The organism is Hymenobacter ruricola, from assembly GCF_015694525.1.
Lineage (GTDB): Bacteria > Bacteroidota > Bacteroidia > Cytophagales > Hymenobacteraceae > Hymenobacter > Hymenobacter ruricola.
Window position 1 is genome coordinate 237,515 of record NZ_JADQDM010000007.1, and the last position, 15,976, is coordinate 253,490.

Annotated in this window: 16 protein-coding genes; 6 read left to right on the top strand and 10 right to left on the bottom strand. The window is 54.3% G+C overall.

Annotated features, from left to right (window positions below; translation table 11 throughout):
- The first annotated feature begins 841 nt into the window (after positions 1-841).
- The gene (locus I2H31_RS15345; protein ID WP_196293918.1) at positions 842-1,120 is read left to right on the top strand and encodes a hypothetical protein; all 279 of its coding nucleotides are present in this window, start codon (positions 842-844) and stop codon (positions 1,118-1,120) included.
- 19 nt (positions 1,121-1,139) lie between these two features.
- Complete coding sequence (locus I2H31_RS15350) at positions 1,140-1,571, top strand: M15 family metallopeptidase (RefSeq protein WP_196293919.1); 432 nt, start codon at positions 1,140-1,142, stop codon at positions 1,569-1,571.
- A 58-nt stretch (positions 1,572-1,629) separates the two neighbouring features.
- Here the strand turns inward: I2H31_RS15350 and I2H31_RS15355 are convergent, their stop codons facing one another.
- The gene (locus I2H31_RS15355; RefSeq protein ID WP_196293975.1) at positions 1,630-2,421 is read right to left on the bottom strand and encodes an MBL fold metallo-hydrolase; all 792 of its coding nucleotides are present in this window, start codon (positions 2,419-2,421) and stop codon (positions 1,630-1,632) included.
- A gap of 619 nt (positions 2,422-3,040) precedes the next feature.
- Here I2H31_RS15355 and I2H31_RS15360 point away from each other — a divergent pair.
- The 3 genes from I2H31_RS15360 (at position 3,041) to I2H31_RS15370 (ending at position 5,066) form a co-directional block, all read left to right on the top strand.
- Complete coding sequence (locus I2H31_RS15360; RefSeq protein ID WP_196293920.1) at positions 3,041-3,262, top strand: hypothetical protein; 222 nt, start codon at positions 3,041-3,043, stop codon at positions 3,260-3,262.
- 211 nt (positions 3,263-3,473) lie between these two features.
- On the top strand, positions 3,474-4,148 hold the full coding sequence (locus I2H31_RS15365) for a hypothetical protein (RefSeq protein WP_196293921.1): 675 nt from the start codon (positions 3,474-3,476) through the stop codon (positions 4,146-4,148).
- Between the two features lie 102 nt (positions 4,149-4,250).
- Positions 4,251-5,066 carry an endonuclease domain-containing protein gene (locus tag I2H31_RS15370; protein WP_196293922.1) on the top strand — a complete coding sequence of 272 codons (816 nt, stop codon included), beginning with the start codon at positions 4,251-4,253 and terminating at the stop codon, positions 5,064-5,066.
- 21 nt (positions 5,067-5,087) lie between these two features.
- On the opposite strand, the gene I2H31_RS15375 is transcribed toward I2H31_RS15370, so the two are convergent.
- The 8 genes from I2H31_RS15375 to I2H31_RS15410 all read right to left on the bottom strand — a co-directional run bounded on the left by I2H31_RS15375 (position 5,088) and on the right by I2H31_RS15410 (position 10,676).
- On the bottom strand, positions 5,088-6,326 hold the full coding sequence (locus tag I2H31_RS15375; RefSeq protein WP_196293923.1) for an SAVED domain-containing protein: 1,239 nt from the start codon (positions 6,324-6,326) through the stop codon (positions 5,088-5,090).
- Positions 6,323-6,787: a hypothetical protein gene (locus tag I2H31_RS15380; RefSeq protein WP_196293924.1), complete on the bottom strand. Its 465-nt coding sequence runs from the start codon at positions 6,785-6,787 to the stop codon at positions 6,323-6,325. Before I2H31_RS15380 ends, I2H31_RS15375 begins: the two co-directional genes overlap by 4 nt.
- A gap of 8 nt (positions 6,788-6,795) precedes the next feature.
- Entirely contained in the window at positions 6,796-8,025 is a 1,230-nt protein-coding gene (locus I2H31_RS15385; RefSeq protein ID WP_196293925.1) for a nucleotidyltransferase domain-containing protein, read from the bottom strand.
- Between the two features lie 101 nt (positions 8,026-8,126).
- The gene (locus tag I2H31_RS15390; RefSeq protein ID WP_196293926.1) at positions 8,127-8,324 is read right to left on the bottom strand and encodes a hypothetical protein; all 198 of its coding nucleotides are present in this window, start codon (positions 8,322-8,324) and stop codon (positions 8,127-8,129) included.
- A 152-nt stretch (positions 8,325-8,476) separates the two neighbouring features.
- Entirely contained in the window at positions 8,477-8,698 is a 222-nt protein-coding gene (locus I2H31_RS15395; RefSeq protein ID WP_196293927.1) for a DUF2188 domain-containing protein, read from the bottom strand.
- A gap of 322 nt (positions 8,699-9,020) precedes the next feature.
- A complete protein-coding gene (locus I2H31_RS15400) occupies positions 9,021-9,560 on the bottom strand; it encodes a type II toxin-antitoxin system VapC family toxin (RefSeq protein ID WP_196293928.1) in 540 nt (179 codons plus the stop codon).
- A gap of 17 nt (positions 9,561-9,577) precedes the next feature.
- A complete protein-coding gene (locus tag I2H31_RS15405) occupies positions 9,578-10,327 on the bottom strand; it encodes an ImmA/IrrE family metallo-endopeptidase (protein WP_196293929.1) in 750 nt (249 codons plus the stop codon).
- A complete protein-coding gene (locus I2H31_RS15410; protein WP_262895790.1) occupies positions 10,317-10,676 on the bottom strand; it encodes a helix-turn-helix domain-containing protein in 360 nt (119 codons plus the stop codon). Before I2H31_RS15410 ends, I2H31_RS15405 begins: the two co-directional genes overlap by 11 nt.
- 183 nt (positions 10,677-10,859) lie before the next feature.
- Here I2H31_RS15410 and I2H31_RS15415 point away from each other — a divergent pair, with 183 nt between their 5' ends.
- Positions 10,860-11,816, top strand: a complete 957-nt coding sequence (locus I2H31_RS15415) for an HNH endonuclease (protein ID WP_196293931.1) — start codon at positions 10,860-10,862, stop codon at positions 11,814-11,816.
- 51 nt (positions 11,817-11,867) lie between these two features.
- Here the strand turns inward: I2H31_RS15415 and I2H31_RS15420 are convergent, their stop codons facing one another.
- Positions 11,868-15,854, bottom strand: a complete 3,987-nt coding sequence (locus I2H31_RS15420; protein ID WP_196293932.1) for an SIR2 family NAD-dependent protein deacylase — start codon at positions 15,852-15,854, stop codon at positions 11,868-11,870.
- Between the last annotated feature and the right edge of the window lie 122 nt (positions 15,855-15,976).

Sequence of the window (15,976 nt, forward strand, 5' to 3'; positions counted from 1 at the left end):
GTGGGGCCTTTTTTTGGCCCTGCGCGGCGGGACTGCGGTGCGGCGGGCTGGCGTTTGGGAGTTGCTTTTGAGGCTGTTGGTCCGGTAGTATCGGTGCGGTGGGGAGAGGGCCGGGACGGCGCTGCAATGACCGGAGCGACCGGAGCGCAGCAAGCGTGGGGAATGAGGAGCGCAGCAAGGCGCAGCGACGAATGAACGTAGCGCCGCGTCGCGTAGGGAGTGCAGGGAATGGAAGCGACGGCTGGCCCCGGGGCGGCTGGCACGGGCGGGGACGACGCGCTGCCTGGCGTGGGCTAATTGGTGCGGAAGGTTGGCCAGGCTGCGCGGCGGCGGGTGCGGCGGGCGGGCGTTTGGGAAGTATCAGGGGTAGCAGGTCCGACGCCCGCAGGAAGTCGGCCCGGGTGACTGGAGTAGCGGTGCGGTGGGTTGAGGCCGGGGCCCGGAGCGCAGTGACGCGGGGGCTGGTGCAGCAGGGCGTAGCGCAGGGGCTGGGCCGGGCGGTGGGTTACGGTAGCGGACGGGTGGCGTGGGGCCTTCTTCTAGGCCCGGCGCGGCCTGGCAGCGTGGGGCGGTGACACTGGAGAATCAGCTGAAACGGCCGTCGAGCTGAGGGATGGTAAGGGCGCGACCAACGGGAGCGGTGCACAGCACGGGAGCGTAGCGCACCCCTGGACAGCCCGACCCCGGCCAGTAGCAGCGCGAAGGGCCGGGGGCAGCCCCACATCATTGAAATACTTCGTTTAATGCAAAAATAACAAACCCAATGTGGTACTGCTTTCGTAAAATATGTTTGACATTAGCTAGCTTTGTACAAATAAATTTTACTTAACCTTTCAACATTATGTTTAGCAGCACGAAAGCAGGACATATCTCGCACATTGTGACCACGGCATTGCTGGGTCAGGTGGTGAGCAGCGGCCTTACGCCGCCCGACCCGTCGAAAATTGAGAACTACGGGCACTTGATAATTCAGGCCCTGGTGGCGCTGGTCACCATCTGGGCGACGGTGCGCAAGGCGCTGCAGAAGCCCGAGGAAGTCGTGAAGGTGCCGGTGGAAGTGGTACCTGTGGAACAGGCTGTTCCCCAACGTGAAAAGAGCAATGGCAACGGAGTTGAATAACCAGGCAGCGGCGCTACCAATGCTCCCGCCGCCGCGGTTGAACGTGGCGCAGCGGCTGCGGCAGGCCACGCGGCTGGCGCAGGTACGGACGGAGCTGGTGGAAGCCTATCAGCTGGCGTTGCGGCGCTGGATGGGTGACCCGGTGTTGATGACGCTGGGGCTGCCCTTCGTGAGCGAAGGGTACCGGTCGCCGGCGGCGCAGGATGAGCTGTACACCCACGGGCGGAGTGCGCCGGGGCCGGTGGTGACCTACAAGCGCGGTGGGGAGTCGAAGCACAACATGTTGCCGAGCCGGGCGCTGGACGTGGCGTTTCTGCTGGCCGATGGGACAGTGTCTTGGTCGGGGCTGCTGCTGAGCAAGTTTGCGCGGCTGATGAAGGCGGCCGATGCGCGGGTGCATTGGGGCGGCGACTGGCCAGGGTTTAAGGACCGACCGCATTTTGAGGTGTAGGGTGGAGATGAAACGAGCGGGCCAGATGGTCCGCTCGTTTCGTTTTATCAGGCCCTGCTTACTTGGCAGCCGGGTACCAGTTACGCAGCCGAACGTCAATTTTCTTATTGCCCGCATTCACCATCTTCTTGAAGGAAGCTACGTCACTCAGGCCATCCTGGCCTCGGTAGTGGTACGGGTAGACAATCCCCGGCTTGAAAGCCAGCACGCCCTGCGCGGCCTGGTTCACGTCCATGGTGTAGGGCAGGTTCATGCACACGAAGGCCACGTCGATGTTCTTCAGGCCGCGCATTTCGGCCGTGTCCTCGGTGTCGCCGGACAGGTACACGTTTTTGCCGCCCAGGTTCAGTAAGTAGCCATTACCGCGGCCTGCGGGATGCGGCGCGTCGGCTGCTTCGGGCAGGTTGTACATCGGAATGGCCGAAACACTCAGGCCCAACGTGTCGAGCTTCTGGCCGTTGCTAAGAATGCGGACCTGCGCTTTATACTCGGCCGGCAACTTTTCCGCTACGGCTTTGGGCACCACCATCAGGGCCTTGCCCACCGAGAGGCCCGCCAGCGTCTTGGGGTCCAGGTGGTCGCCGTGGATGTCGGTGATGAGGATAACATCGGGCGCGGCCAGGCCGGCGTAGGCTTCGGCCCCGCCGTAGGGGTCCACGTAAATGGTTTTGCCGTTCCAGGTAAACACCACGCTGCCGTGCGTGATGGGCTGCACCGTGAGCGGGCCTTTGGTTGTCGGAATCTGGTCGGCGGCCGCGCGCATGGTTGTGGCTGCGGTAGGGGCGGTTTGGGCCGGGGCCTGCACCGCGTAGGCTGCCAGCGCGGCCGTGAGGAGAAGAGTGGATTTCATCATTTTTCTGTCGGTTGAGTAAGTGTTAAAAGCGGATTGTTACGGGCGCAGGAGGCCATGAGGTGGCGGCCGTTACCGAAAACAGTGCCCGTAACCTAGTCGCCCCACACAAGTTCAGGCCAGCTATAAGCCAGGTTGGTCGGTTAGGGCCAACAGAAGACGAGCGGGTTGGCAGAACGTTGGCATTGATACGCAGGCCAGCAAGGTGTTTCATTTCTAAAAGTTGTTATAAATAACATCTTTTAGAAATAGGATGCGGGAAGACTAACCTGAATCGGAGCCGGAATCAGGAAAAAACTTTGCACATGAGCAATGTAATTTGACAGACTAAGTCACATTTTACTAATATTTTTGACAATTATGAAACTAATATTATTAGCAGCACCGTATACTTGCATACTAGAACAGGGCTCAACTATATGAAAAACGTGATTTTACTTGGTGAAGCACGAATAGAAGTGGTGCCATTGGCGGGGAATATAGCGGGATGCGGTAAGCCTGGGGTTTGCGATAAAGTGGAAAACTGTGGGGCGGGTGTTACTGGCAATGAAGATTATACTCACACTTTAATAACTACCGATAAATGGCTAATGCACGAGTATTGATGAATGTCCGGATTATGGAACATCAGGAAGGCGAGCGGACGGTGGAAATCACCCGGCCGAATACGGACGCTTGGCGGGTGGCGCTGCCAGCAGCTTTAGATAACGACGAGCGGCTGACGGAGCTGGTCAACTTTGTGACGACGCAGTACCTGGTGGAAATGCCGGCGGAAAGCATTCGGCTGGGCTGGGAAACCATCTATGCGCTGGTACGCACGGCACTGGCAGAGGCGGCCTGAGCAAACTAGCTTTCTGGTATGAGCCCATTGTGAGTCCTTTCGAAACTGGCCAACAGTGGAAGCAAATGGCTTTGAAACACGCTGCGGGCAAGAATTCGCGGTGCGGAGTTGGCGGCAGACTGGCATGGTGAGCCCATTGTGAGTCCTTTCGAGCAGGCGGCTGGCGTATAATTCCTACTAACCAGCACTTGCTGACTTAACCGGTTGAGAAATGAAAACGCCCGTCGAAGAATACAAAGAGCCAAGAGACTCTAAGCAGATGCTGCAAAGCCTGATACTGGTGAAGACGGCGTTGCGCAGACTGCCGCTGCCCGGGAAAGCCTACGCGCCACTGGTAGGGCTGATACTGGAGCTTAACTGGTCCGAAAAGCCACCGACGGCCAACGCCCTGCAGAAGCAGCTGAAGATTGACGGGAAGCTGTACCGGCGTTGGCTCGATGCGCTATTCACCGACTTTCTGGCTTTGATTGAGGCCGACACGGACGCGCTGCAGTTTACGGACGTGGAGCACGTATTTTTTGTGGATGGCTGGTTTGAGAACATTGAGTTCCGGTGTCGGCTGGCCGTAACCCCGCGGTTTGGCGAGAGCATCGAACTGCCATTTCTGGAAGCGGCGACGGGGTCTACCGCGTTTTATGTCAACCGCATCACGCACGAATACCAGCAGGGCAAAACGGTCATTACTTTGTCTCTGCGTGCGGGCAGGTTCAACTCGTATCTGCATCAAATGGGCCAGCGGGCACGGTATGATGACAAGTTTGAGCGCAAGGCCTGGGGAATGAGTGATACGGAGCTGACGGAGTATTACCGGGCAATGTATCCGGACTCACCGGCCCCTACCCTTGCACCTGGCGGACCTGGCGCGAAGCGAGCTGGTGGGTGGTGAGTTACATTAACGACAAAGTATGTACTGGGTAGCCCACTTCTTACTTTTACTTCGTTTGCTGCTGTATTAGCACCATTCCCTTATTGAAAATCCCTGTTTGTGATGCGTGGTCCTTACCCGGTTAGTGATGTATTGGTGGTGCTGGCGAAGGAGCCGAGTGACTTCTACATTGCGCAGACCCAGCAGTGGTACCGGATTCCGACCAGCAGCCGAATACCAGCCGCGCTGCGACAGGGAACGGTGCGGTTTCTAGCATTTTACTTTCCGAGGGCTTTCAAGAAGCAGCAGTATAGCGTGCGGTACTACGCGGCCGTGACGAAGGTAGAAGTAGTGACACGGGCGGAGTTGTTTCCTGAAGAAACTACCAGCAGCCGCTCGGAGCAGAAGTATCACAAAATTTCGTTTGGGCCGCTACAGGAGCTGGCGCAGCCGATAGTGAGTTATCGAGGACGGCGACTATTATTTGTGCCGACGACCTGGGCGAAGTTTTCGCAGGCAACAGAGGTCAATGACCTGTTCCACGAAAGCCCGTTAGAGGACGTGTTCTGGCAGGAGTTGCGGCGGCAGAATCTACCGGCTGAGCGGCAAGTTCTGCTGCAAACCAACGGCAAGAACTGGGTGTGTGACTTCGTTTTTTATTGCGCGAAGGGCAACGTAGACGTGGAATGCGACGGCGACACGTACCACATGAGCCCGGAGGCGGTGATTTACGACAAAGCGCGAAACAATGAAATCGCTGCGGCAGCTGATTGGGATGTGCTGCGCTTTACCACCCGGCACATCGAGCAGGAAATGCCGTGGGCCATCGGGCTGGTGAAGCAGAAGATTGACCGGCTAGGCGGCCTGCACTACGCGAAGGAAAACGTGGTGCGGTACGTGACGACGCAGAACAACCAACTGGGACTTTTCGATGGATAGTTGCGCCAAGTGTTATGCTGCCTACTCCTTTGAGTTAATAATTAAAGCGGCAGTAAACTGGTGGGGCATCCGGTCGTAGACGACCAGAGCAGGCTGCGAATGCGGCATTAAGTCAAGGCCACACGCTATGGCCACTGCAGATGGCACAGCGGGAAACATGTGGATGGCAGCCGCAAATTTGTGCTTGGTTTCCAGATATGCCAGCCAACGGCGGTAACACTGGCGGAACTCGTCTAAGGAAACCACCGAGAGTATTACATCGGGGTTAGGGTCGGCGCTCACAGGTTGGATAAGAAACACGTGGTATGTTTCATCGATATGAGCGGGCAGCTCTTGGCGGTGAATGGAGCCGCTTACATTGAGGATAACGGCTACCCGCGCCGGGTCGGGGCCATCCTGCAATACTTTCCAGTCGAATTGTTGAACTGTGGATTCTGGCAGCCAGTGCCAATGCTTTTCGTCAACACGCCGCCGTTGAAACAAAGTAGCGCTAACCTTATTGCCTAAGCTAAAACCCAAGTAAGTGAGAACGGGAATCCGTGCAAAGCCAAAGACTGATAGATGGTCAATGTGGCCTCCCTCAACGCCTTGACGAACTGTTGCCAACTGGTCGTTGATTTGTTTGCAAACTCCTTGATAATAAAGCTCCGGGCCATCTTCCGGCTCCCCAAGACGGGTCAGGTCAATTTCTGTTCCCTGGCGGTGAATATCGAGGGCAAAGTCAGCGAAGCGTGGCGGGGTGTGATGAAGGGTTGCGCTGTTGCACTCGGCACGGGTGAGTTGCACCGTGTTGCCCCGTATGCGCCCGACCAAGCGCACAATGCACGTATGGTTGCTATGCGGCAGGCCCGTAACGTAGCGAATGTGCTCTTCTTGCTTCCGCTTGATTTGGCGCAATAATTCAACTGGGAAATCTTGTTGGGCAGCCGGATGGTCAATTTTGTGGTGGTGGGTGGCGCACAGCAGCATGAAATTGTCGACTTCATCCCGCAACTCTTTGGCTAGTGGATAGCTGCTGCGAGGAGAAGCCTCATCTAAGCTCTGACCAACAATATGGGCCATTTCACCCCGATTGAGTGAATAATGACCAAAGTCTGCCGACTCACTCAAGTCATCGTTGCAGAACTGGCACCGGCCACCAGCCCGCAGATAGAGAAGCTGCTTCACTTCAGCGCGGGGCTTCTTACGTTGCGGGGCTTTCTTAGCCGGCAGTTCTGTGGTTTTGTCGGCGGCTGCTTTTAACGATTTCGAAGGACTCATTTCAGGTATTGCCAGGATTTTTGACTGGCCTTAATGGTTTGCGTGGGGTTAGGATGCAGGCCCCCACCCTGCCATTCGTTTGTGGTAAGCCAGTCCTCAAAATAGTAAAGCCAGGTTTTCGCCCATGGTACGAGGGTGCGAGAGAGCCGCTGATGTGGTTGCCATTCGCGCAACCAAGGCGTAAACAGGCACAGACGGATGGTACGCTGGCAGTACAAATGAGGAATGGTGCGGTCGCCGGCCAGCTCGCGTAGCGACGGGCTAACGACATGCACCTGTGGCCACGTGTTGGGCGAAGCGTAGGTAAGCCGAATGACATAGGTGCGGCTCAGCGAGGTAGGGCGTAGCGCCACCAGCCAAGTGAGGCCCTGCTTAGTAAGCTGGCCCTGCCCCTCGGGCCAGTCGCAACGCAAGGAAGCCAACTGCTGCGCCACAGACACACGCTTAATACCTTGGAACATGGCTTCGATTATTTGCCAAAGAAATTATTGCGAGGCACCGTCATGGCGGCAGCAGCTGAAGTAATGATGCGAGTAGGGGCCGGTATGGTCAAGCGGTTCTCAGTGCGTGCCTGGGATATAGCTTGTACGTCCCGAGAAAATACGCGCGTTACTTCAGTACCTCCTAGGGTAAGCTGCAATGACTTGCGCAACTCGTCTCGGCCCCGTAAATCCTTCAGTTTCAATAGGTCGTGCTGTACAGCACGGTGCCAGGCCATGAAGGTGTTGTAATACTCTTCTCCTTGCCATTTATCGGCAAAGTTCTCACCGTCGATGGTAGGGTTCGGCACGTTGTACACGCGCTTTCCCTGCCAATCGTGGCTTACTCCAATAAACTGCGGCATCAGCTCTATGACGGCATTCATCACGTCAAACGCTGATTCGTACTCGGTGAGTCCCACAGCCGTTTTGTAAGCGTGCGCCGCCAGCGTAGTGATGATGATGGAAATGGGCGCAAAGTCGGCCAGACGCGGGTGGCTTTCCCGGTATACGTCGCGGTGACGCTTCATGAACTGTACCGCCCGACGCAGGATGCCACGGGGAGCGTCCTGGGCGGGCACGGGTTCTGTAGTACCAAGCGCAACGAGGTGTCGGCCCTCCGAAAAGGCTTTGTCAAACTGCTTGGTGCGGGGCACCAAAGCTGCTATGGGAGTAAACCAGTTGACGTAACCTTCCGGATTGGACGGCTTCCAGATTTTCAGCTTGCGGTCGGGTACGTAGATGCTACCGTTGGGGCAAGTTGGGTTGCTGACGGCGGGCGTGATGTCCAGGTGGAACTCGTTGGCGTAAATGATACGAACGCAGCGTTTTTTCAATTCCACCATGCCCGCGTAAGTGGCGTGGGCTTTCAGACGCAGGAAAAGAAAGTCGTATATCTGCTGCTGGGTGTAAAGTTGGGGGTGCGCGCCGCGCAACAAGTAGATGAAATCGAGGTCGTACTCCTCGCCGTGAAGCGGCCTCACAGTGGTTCCCAACGCGAACGAGCCTTGAGGAAAGGAATGAGGATTGAGCCGGCTGAGCGTAGGGCAACCGTCCAAGTGAGCGATGACGCTATGGTAGCGTTTCTCCGCTTCCTGGTAGCGGGCTGGGGGAATTTCTAACTCCTTCCCTATCTGGTCGAGGAGTGCGAACAAGTCGTTTTTGCGCGCTGCACGCTGGGCAGGACTTTCGGCGGGAGTGAGGTAATCAAAGTTAGCCATAGCAACGAAGTACTTTTTTGGAAGCAGAATTGAAGTGAGTAGATTAGCCTATGGACCACCAGTTCATGCCGGTGGCCCATACAAAACGGCGTGACAAGCGCTTAACGCTTGTTGCTGATATACTGAATGCTATAGAGCAGCCCAAAGATTGAAGCAAGGGCAATGATGAGAACTTGGTTGTCCTTGCTCAAGGAGCGGAAGCCTTTCCAAGCCATTTTAGCGGGGTTGGCAAAAGCTTCTTGAATGGTCGACGAAACGCGGACGAGGTCGGTGATGGTGGGTTGAACTGTGGGGTACATAAAAATTACAATTAGTTAGCTGACGACTTATGCCAGATAGGTTTGAGATTGGGCCGGTAGAATGAGGCAGCAGGTACCGGCGCGACCAGCCAGGGCACGCGGGCACGAAGGCAGCTCCGCTCCAAAAGGGAGCGGAGCTGCACTTGATGAGATTAGCCCGGAATATTGCGGGGGTCGCGGCCGTGGCTGTCGCTGGCCCGAATCTGCCCGTTGGGGCGATGGATGACCAGCTCACTGCCGTTGCGAGCGGCTTGGGGGCGCGCTACGGCAATGGCCTGCGCCTGAGTGGGCATGATGACGGAGGCGCGCTGCGCGCCGGCTGAGATAACGGCGAAGCCGTTGGGGCGGGGGGTGACGTGGACGTTTTTGCCCATGATAGTTGTCGGGTTTTGAAGGTTTGTTACCCTTGCCAGAAGGGTACACCGAGCCAGACAACCGAACGCGAGGTTAGGAATTGCGTAAAAAGCAAGTACTTTCGCGGACGGAATTGTCCAAGAAGGGGTCACGGAGGTGGCTAAGCCTCCGGTCCCGGTCAGTTGCAGCAAGGTTAGAGGTCGCAATTCTTGCTTGCTGCAGTTGCGCAGAAGAAGCCGGTCGTCACATCCCGTGGCGGGCGGTTTTTGCCTTTAGGGCAGGTTGTAAAAATATCAGGTCATTAGCGGGCAGAAGTGATAAATGGTTTGACAGCAGCTGCGGTTAGCGGCTGCGAGGGCCAGCGTTCAGGTATTGCTGGTAAGTGGTAAAGCCTGGTTTGCTATTCCGTTTTTTTAGCAGCGCCAGGAAGGCATCACACTCAGTTGGGGTCAGATGGCCGTCCTGGATAGCAAAATGCAGAATATCGAGGGTAGTGTAGTACTTGATGCGGTGGGTGGTGCAGTAATCAACGATGTCGCGCAGGTTGCTGCTGGCGATGTAGTCGCCGTGGTAGCGGGCCATAGCCATGCAGGCGCTTTCGCCGGGGCCACGCCGGGCCAGTAGGTTTTCAAATTCGAGCAGCACCTGATTGTCGGAAGAGAAGTCAATGATGGCAATGCTGGAGAGTTTAACCAGCCGTTCGAGGGGCTGGTCGAAGCGGGTAACCTGCTCCAACTCGGCCATTACCTCGCGCAGAATGACCAGGCGGCCGGGGAAAACGGCGTTGAGCAGGCCAGCCCGCTCACCTTTCAGAAAGTGGCTTAGAACATCGGCATCAAGCAGAATGCGGGGTTGAGTGGCAGAAGGTGTTCGGACTGGCATGGAAAGAGTATGGCGCGTTAATCGGGAGTTTCGGTACCGATATAGCTTAAGTCCAGGCCAAAGTCGCGCAGGATGTTGGCGTAGTCCGTTTCGGTAATAAGGTCTTCTTCATAGGCCTGGGAGGCCAGCGGCACATAGTCGCCGATTGACTTCCGGTAGGGAGTAGTGCGGTACAGCTCAGTGGGCGCGCCAAACTGGCGGGCGGTGGCCGCCGGGTTGGCGGCCCACTCCTCCCGCAGGGCACGGGTAATCAGGCCCATTGTTTCGAGGCGCACCAGCAAGGCCTGGCGGGAACACTGAAAATCCTGCTCCAACTTCACCACCGTTTTTAAAGTAAGATGGGGCGTGGGCTCCATCTCACCTGCTTCGTCGGCCGCTACCAGAATATGGGGCTCCGGCATCAGAAGCAGGGCAGCGAACCAGTCGGCAAACAACTCTTCGGGGTCGGTCTGGGAGCCAAAACGGCCAGCTTGGGAAGGGTGCGGCGTGAAGTTGGGCTGGACAAAGAGGTGGTACAGCTCGTGCACCATTGTGAAATTCTGCTTGCCACGGGAGTGGTCGGAATTGACAAGCATGAACGACTTGCCATCGTGACGGATGGCCATGCCGGAGAACAGCCCGTCGAGGGGCTTGAACACGGTGCGCACACCGAGGCGTAGCAACAGCTTTTCCACGTCGATGGGACGACCGCGGCCTAGCTCGTGCTGCTGGCGGAAACGGGCTACTTTCGCCTCCAGCTGCTGAATTTCGACATCTTTAATCTTCACGGCTCAGGAGATTATCTAGGCGCACATAGTTGGATACGATGCGGCGGAAAGAGGCAATTTGTTCGAGGTGGACGAGGCTGATGGGGCCTGCCGAGCGGAATGCAAAGGCAGCATTAAGGGCTTGGATGGTGGGTTCAGTGGACAGCAGGTCGGCTAGGCTGACGCCGAACAGGTCAGAGAGCTTGCGCAGGATGGTGAGGTTAGGTTTGCGGGCCTCTGTTTCGAAATAGGATACCTCCCCGCGGGATACACCGAGATAATCGGCCAATAGCTGCTGGCTTAGGCCCATGTTCTCACGTAGCGTTCTGATGTTAGAACCTAGCCCTGGGACTGTTGCTTGCGTTGTCATGTGATATGTCGCCTCACGGCGGGATATGGGTTGGTTGGTTCCTTGTTACAAACTTAACGATTATTTTCAATAACACGTTTCATTTTGTCACACAGCTTTGTGGCAATGCGGAGCGAGTAGCTGGATTGATGTGATGAAGGCAGTTGCGGGTACATTTGCCTGGCAACTCACTCTGCCCCTATTTTGAATGCCTTGCCCCCCTACCTGGCCCGACTGACCAAATTGAAAGTAGATGTCCGCACAGTGGCGGGGGTCCGTTTGGAATCGCCTTATAAGCCGGCGTTGCTGCTGGCCGTGATTGAAGGCATTGAAGAAAAGGCCATTCAGGATAATCGTATTGCCATTACGCCGGAGCTAATTGCAGGCTTCAAAGCCTATTGCCAGCTACTGAGTCCGGGGCCAGAATATGGAGCTTGCCCATTTCAACTGCCATTTTTTCACTTGCGGAGTAGCGGTTTTTGGCACCTACACGCCTGGCCGGGACGAGAGCTGGTGCTAACGGCTTCGAAGTCGGTGCGAAGCTTCGGGCACTTGCGCGATGTTATTGCCTTCGCCTCATTGGATGCCGACCTATGGGAACTGCTATTGCAACCAGTGGCGCGTGAAGAAATAAGGCAGGCGCTGCTGGTACGCTACTTTCCGTTGACACGACAATACTTCCGGCCACGGGCGGGGTTGGAACGGCTAGACGAGCTCGGCCGGCAGATGCTAGAAGAGCCGGCGGCTGTTTACAACCGCTCGGTGGACATAGCCAATGAAGAAGCCGTGGCCGAACGCAGCGGTGTATTTGTGCGAGAGGTATTGCGGGCTTATCAGTCGACTTGTGCCGTTTCGGGGTTGCAGCTGGTGAGCACCACGGGAGCCGCACCGTTACTCGACGCGTGCCACATCGTGCCGTGGTCGGTGAGCCGTGATGACTCAATCGGCAATGGACTGGCGTTGTGCCCAAACCTGCACCGAGCTTTTGACCGACACCTGTTCTGGGTGGATGATGACTACAGGGTGCGCATGGCCGAGGGCTTTGGAGAGCTAGGAGGACACGACTATGGGGTGCAGCGCTTCAATGGGCAGCAGCTACGGTTGCCAAAGGTGCGGGCATGGTGGCCACGGGTGGAGAACTTTACAGTGCAGCGGACTTAGCTGAAATCATTATTCCCTAGCGAATAGGGATTTAATATAATTCTAGTTAGCTCATGGGGTTGGTTCGCTATCATGCCAGTTTAACACTAGTTCAGGATTTGAAAAGCCCTCCTGCCAAGCCCGGCGGACTTCTGGGAGTAAGTCATCTTCAACCACTTCTTCCCAAACTGTTATAATACTGTGCATTTCTGAAACAGGCTCTATCTGATTTAGTCGAGTCAGCTGTCCTGCTAAGCGTGCAGCTTGTTCGCGAATGCGGGGACGTTGAAAAAGTCTCTCCTTATCAACAAGACTCCGAGCCATACTTCTTTCGCGCCACCCAGGTGCCTGAGTACATTCCGCTAGGGCTTGCAGTGCATCTCCAAGCTGAATGGCATAATTCGGCCAGAAGATACGCGGAGCAGCAATTACTAAGTCAGCGGCCCAATAAACAATTGCCAGTAAGTCTGGCAGTCCAGGCATGCCTAATCGAATAATGAATTCTTGAAGTAATCCTTCGGGCAAAGCAGGTAATTTATCCTGGAATGCGGCGTAAGCCCAACGGCAGAGGGCTTCGGCCCCATCACGGACAGATTCGGCGCTAGCTGGAGCAACTAAAGCTAATCGAATACTGGTAGCGGTGGAGCTCGTATTGCCCAGAATCGGAGTAAGAAACGGTAATGCACTACGAGCAGGCAGCTCATATCTTATTAGTTCCGTTACGCATGTGTGGATGCGAGCAGCTAATTGTTGGTCATCAGCATTCACATGTGGAATGACTACCTCACGGAGGAATTGACCGGCGTAGTGAAATCCCTCGTCAGGATGGTAGCCAAAGGCTTCACCGCGCTTGGTCCTTAGAGTTTCCCGTAGCGTCAACTCTTGATGCCTTATCATCCTTTCTAGCGTTTCAAATAATACGCAAGCCTCTTCCTTTGTCCAATCAATCCATTCACGCGGCGATGATTTACCAACAAGTAATTTTCCACTGGCAGGACGGGTAGCATGCGTTACATTGAAAAGTAATCGGTCAAATGCTGGATTGCCATGATTGCGCTTCTCTGCAGGCTTAGTGGTGAGCTCCCGGTACGCCTCGGCTTGAGTCATCAGCCGCTTCTTCAATCTAACAACAAGGTCAATTGAGGGTGGCGCGGGCAACAGCAGGACGGTCCACAAGGCAGGCCAATTGTCGAATGAAGGTAATCCATCAGGGTCTTCAACCTTATCCCATAGCAATTGACCAAATTCAGCTAACTCACCAGTTGTTAACCAACCCAATTGCTGTAATGCCATTAGCCGGCCAAGTGCTGCTTGTTTTTCATCTTGTTCAGAGGAAGCTAGTAGCTCTAAGCAAACAGCAATTGCTCGTGTAAAGGCGGGAGCGCCCGGACGAGTTTCGGGCAATAAGATTTTAGGAATGCTTTCGAAAGCACCTGAAGCAAACTGAGGCTCAGCGGCAGCACCGACAAGAGGTGCAAGGTGCTGAGCTACCTCTTCTGACTTCATCAGCGAAGTGATGCCTTCAGTAAAATCTGAGTATTGTTCGTGTTTAATGTAAAAATTTTCTCGTTTTAAAAGTTGAGTTGGCCAGTTTTCCCATAGTCCTAATGCTATTTGGATTGCTCTTAGCCGTAGAGGCTCATCAAGACGGAAGGCAGCTCGCCCCACTAAGCGTAGTGCGATGCCTATCTGCTGAGTTTTGTAACGGTCAGTAAAATGCGGCTTCGAGCCGGAACCAGCGGCAGGAAAATTTTGCTCAAGTAAGGCTAAAGCTTTATCTAATAGTGGCAAAAGTTCTGCTGCATCGTAAGCAGCTAACATTGCTTTGTCCAACAATTGTGCTAGCAAATCGTCATTACCACTACGCAGGATAGCCCCCAGTGCTCGGGAAGAATGTAGACCAAAAAGCCAGCGGCTAGCTAGGCCTATTACTTTTCTGCTACTACCTGGAATAGCAAATGGATGCCCGCGTTGCTCTTGCGAATCGAGGATATCAAAAGCTGGCTGGTAGGCAGATATATTTATTCCACCACCACTAGTTTGGGTACGAATGCGAGAGCCGGTATAAGGGTTGATACTCTCGTAAATTGATAGCTGGAACTCTGGTTCAGGCCCCTTCAGTAATTCCTCTACCTGCTCTATATCAGCATATGCATTGCAGCGATAGTCCGTATAAAGCTTGTGTCGAGCCAATTCTTCCCGGGTTATATTCCAAATATCTTCCTTCATTGGTTCATCGTCGCCCTGCCACCATTTTGCGCTCCTTATATCAGTCAGCAGATGCCTAGCCGATTCTTCCACGGATAGCATATCTATCCGTATCGTGCCTCTAGGCTGTTGCAACAGGGCTGTTTCGAGAGCAGAATCAGCATATCGTTCTGCCATATCTAACTCATTGATTTCAGCCCATAATCCCGCCCGACGTAAATCCCACACAGGGTCGTTACTCATATCTGGCCATTTCTTCAACCAACGGCGGGCTTCCTCTCTGTCTAGATGCTCTAAACGTTCGAGGGCAGCTTGCCAGCAACGCCACGCTCCGTAGCGGGGTTGCTTTTGAGCAAGAGGCTCAATCTTATCTAATAACTCATGGAAAGCTTGATGATTATAATTATGGCGTAACTGCTTGAGAAAATAGAAAGCAATGGTAGCCCATTGCTCCTGTTGAACCGGGCTTTCTGGGAGCGGGACGTCAGCAATTATTTTTTTATACAGCTCTTCTTCTGGTTCTTGCTCAACGACAAGCATACCACGGTCGAGACGCCAGACTAACTCGGACAGTACTAGCAATTGCTTATCAACTGGCAGTGTAGCTGCCCAATCAACGATGGTGTAATGCCACGGTTTAGTTCGTTTAATTAGACTTGGACGGTTTCGGCGTGGTAAAACCAGCCAGCCTGGATAGGCTTTGCGAGTTAGTTTCCAACCTTCGATTTGAGTGTAGAGTTCTTGCTGAGCAGCTTCAGAATAACCTTGCTCTAGAACTCCTTCGACCACCTTACGCCGATTCTTTAATCCATAATTTTCTTCGGCAGCATAATCTACAGTGATAATATTAAGCGGAGTTATTCCTTTGGGTAGCTTTATTCTATTTGCAATAACTGGTTCTGGGAAATAGGGCCACTGCAAGGGGAGCTCCAAGCCCTGTCCATTTTCCAAGGAATATAGTAGCCACGCCAATGCATCTTGATTTCGTTGACTTTTGTTGTCTGGATAATTTTCTTCGGGGAATAGAGGCCCCAAATCAATAGCTGTTACTCCCCTTTCGCGTAATACCAAGCGTTGAGCACTGGATATATCGAGCACACCACATAAATAGACACGGGGGCGTAACGTAGTCAATTCGTCGCGTACCCAGCCCAACCAAGACAGGAAATTAGGGTCATCGCCAGAAAAGCCAAGCAGTACAAAGTCATTCTCCATCATGGACTGTTGCACCGTATTGACGAAGGGCGCAAAATTGCGCGGGTAACGACGAAAGTCTTCTTCAGTTATTATGAATGGCTTAGTAACCGGTAGGCTACCATGCAGCTTGACGATGCGAGGCTGAGTAGAGTTCGGCAGGTCAGAAGGCTGAACTACGACATCATAATATCGTCCCTGCTCGCCTGGGCGAGTCCGTTCAAGAAGCGTATCGTAGTTGGTAGTAAATACATCAGCCCACGGTAGCGACAACAATGCCTCATGCAAGGGTCCAGGACTATGGTCATGGTCGGGTACGATGCTGACAATTAAATCATCGAGCGCTGAACGGCCAAAAGTAGCTTCAAATTCAAGGGCTAAAGTGAGCGAACCTGAGCCACTAACAGCACGGTCCAAAGCCTTTTTTCGTTCATCTGGCTTGAGCATAGGTTGCAAGCGGTCAAGCATGTAACCAGTAATTTCACGCCACAATGGAAAAGTGGCTCCGCCCGCCATTTTAGACTTAGCATTTAGGCTGAAACCAGCTCCTACCATTACTGCTGCTCGGCCAATGGGCTTTCGCGCCCAGAGACGGTTTCGCAAGTAGATGAGATGATTCAGGTCAGGCAGAGTACTTACGTCAGGAAAAGGCACCATAGCTATTACAAAGAAAGATGGCCAAAAATAAGCGGGAGCTTGTTAAAGCACTCTATATGCTTTAACAAGCTCCCGCTTATTTTAACAAGTGCATCTAGCATTGACACACTATTCTATTGAAG

Excerpts from the sequence above, each read along its gene's own strand:
- I2H31_RS15345 (WP_196293918.1), top strand. The coding sequence starts at position 842 with ATGTTTAGCAGCACGAAAGCAGGACATATCTCGCACATTGTGACCACG.
- I2H31_RS15350 (WP_196293919.1), top strand. The coding sequence starts at position 1,140 with ATGCTCCCGCCGCCGCGGTTGAACGTGGCGCAGCGGCTGCGGCAGGCC.
- I2H31_RS15355 (WP_196293975.1), bottom strand. The coding sequence starts at position 2,421 with ATGAAATCCACTCTTCTCCTCACGGCCGCGCTGGCAGCCTACGCGGTG.
- I2H31_RS15360 (WP_196293920.1), top strand. The coding sequence starts at position 3,041 with ATGGAACATCAGGAAGGCGAGCGGACGGTGGAAATCACCCGGCCGAAT.
- I2H31_RS15365 (WP_196293921.1), top strand. The coding sequence starts at position 3,474 with ATGAAAACGCCCGTCGAAGAATACAAAGAGCCAAGAGACTCTAAGCAG.
- I2H31_RS15370 (WP_196293922.1), top strand. The coding sequence starts at position 4,251 with ATGCGTGGTCCTTACCCGGTTAGTGATGTATTGGTGGTGCTGGCGAAG.
- I2H31_RS15375 (WP_196293923.1), bottom strand. The coding sequence starts at position 6,326 with ATGAGTCCTTCGAAATCGTTAAAAGCAGCCGCCGACAAAACCACAGAA.
- I2H31_RS15380 (WP_196293924.1), bottom strand. The coding sequence starts at position 6,787 with ATGTTCCAAGGTATTAAGCGTGTGTCTGTGGCGCAGCAGTTGGCTTCC.
- I2H31_RS15385 (WP_196293925.1), bottom strand. The coding sequence starts at position 8,025 with ATGGCTAACTTTGATTACCTCACTCCCGCCGAAAGTCCTGCCCAGCGT.
- I2H31_RS15390 (WP_196293926.1), bottom strand. The coding sequence starts at position 8,324 with ATGTACCCCACAGTTCAACCCACCATCACCGACCTCGTCCGCGTTTCG.
- I2H31_RS15395 (WP_196293927.1), bottom strand. The coding sequence starts at position 8,698 with ATGGGCAAAAACGTCCACGTCACCCCCCGCCCCAACGGCTTCGCCGTT.
- I2H31_RS15400 (WP_196293928.1), bottom strand. The coding sequence starts at position 9,560 with ATGCCAGTCCGAACACCTTCTGCCACTCAACCCCGCATTCTGCTTGAT.
- I2H31_RS15410 (WP_262895790.1), bottom strand. The coding sequence starts at position 10,676 with ATGACAACGCAAGCAACAGTCCCAGGGCTAGGTTCTAACATCAGAACG.
- I2H31_RS15420 (WP_196293932.1), bottom strand. The coding sequence starts at position 15,854 with ATGGTGCCTTTTCCTGACGTAAGTACTCTGCCTGACCTGAATCATCTC.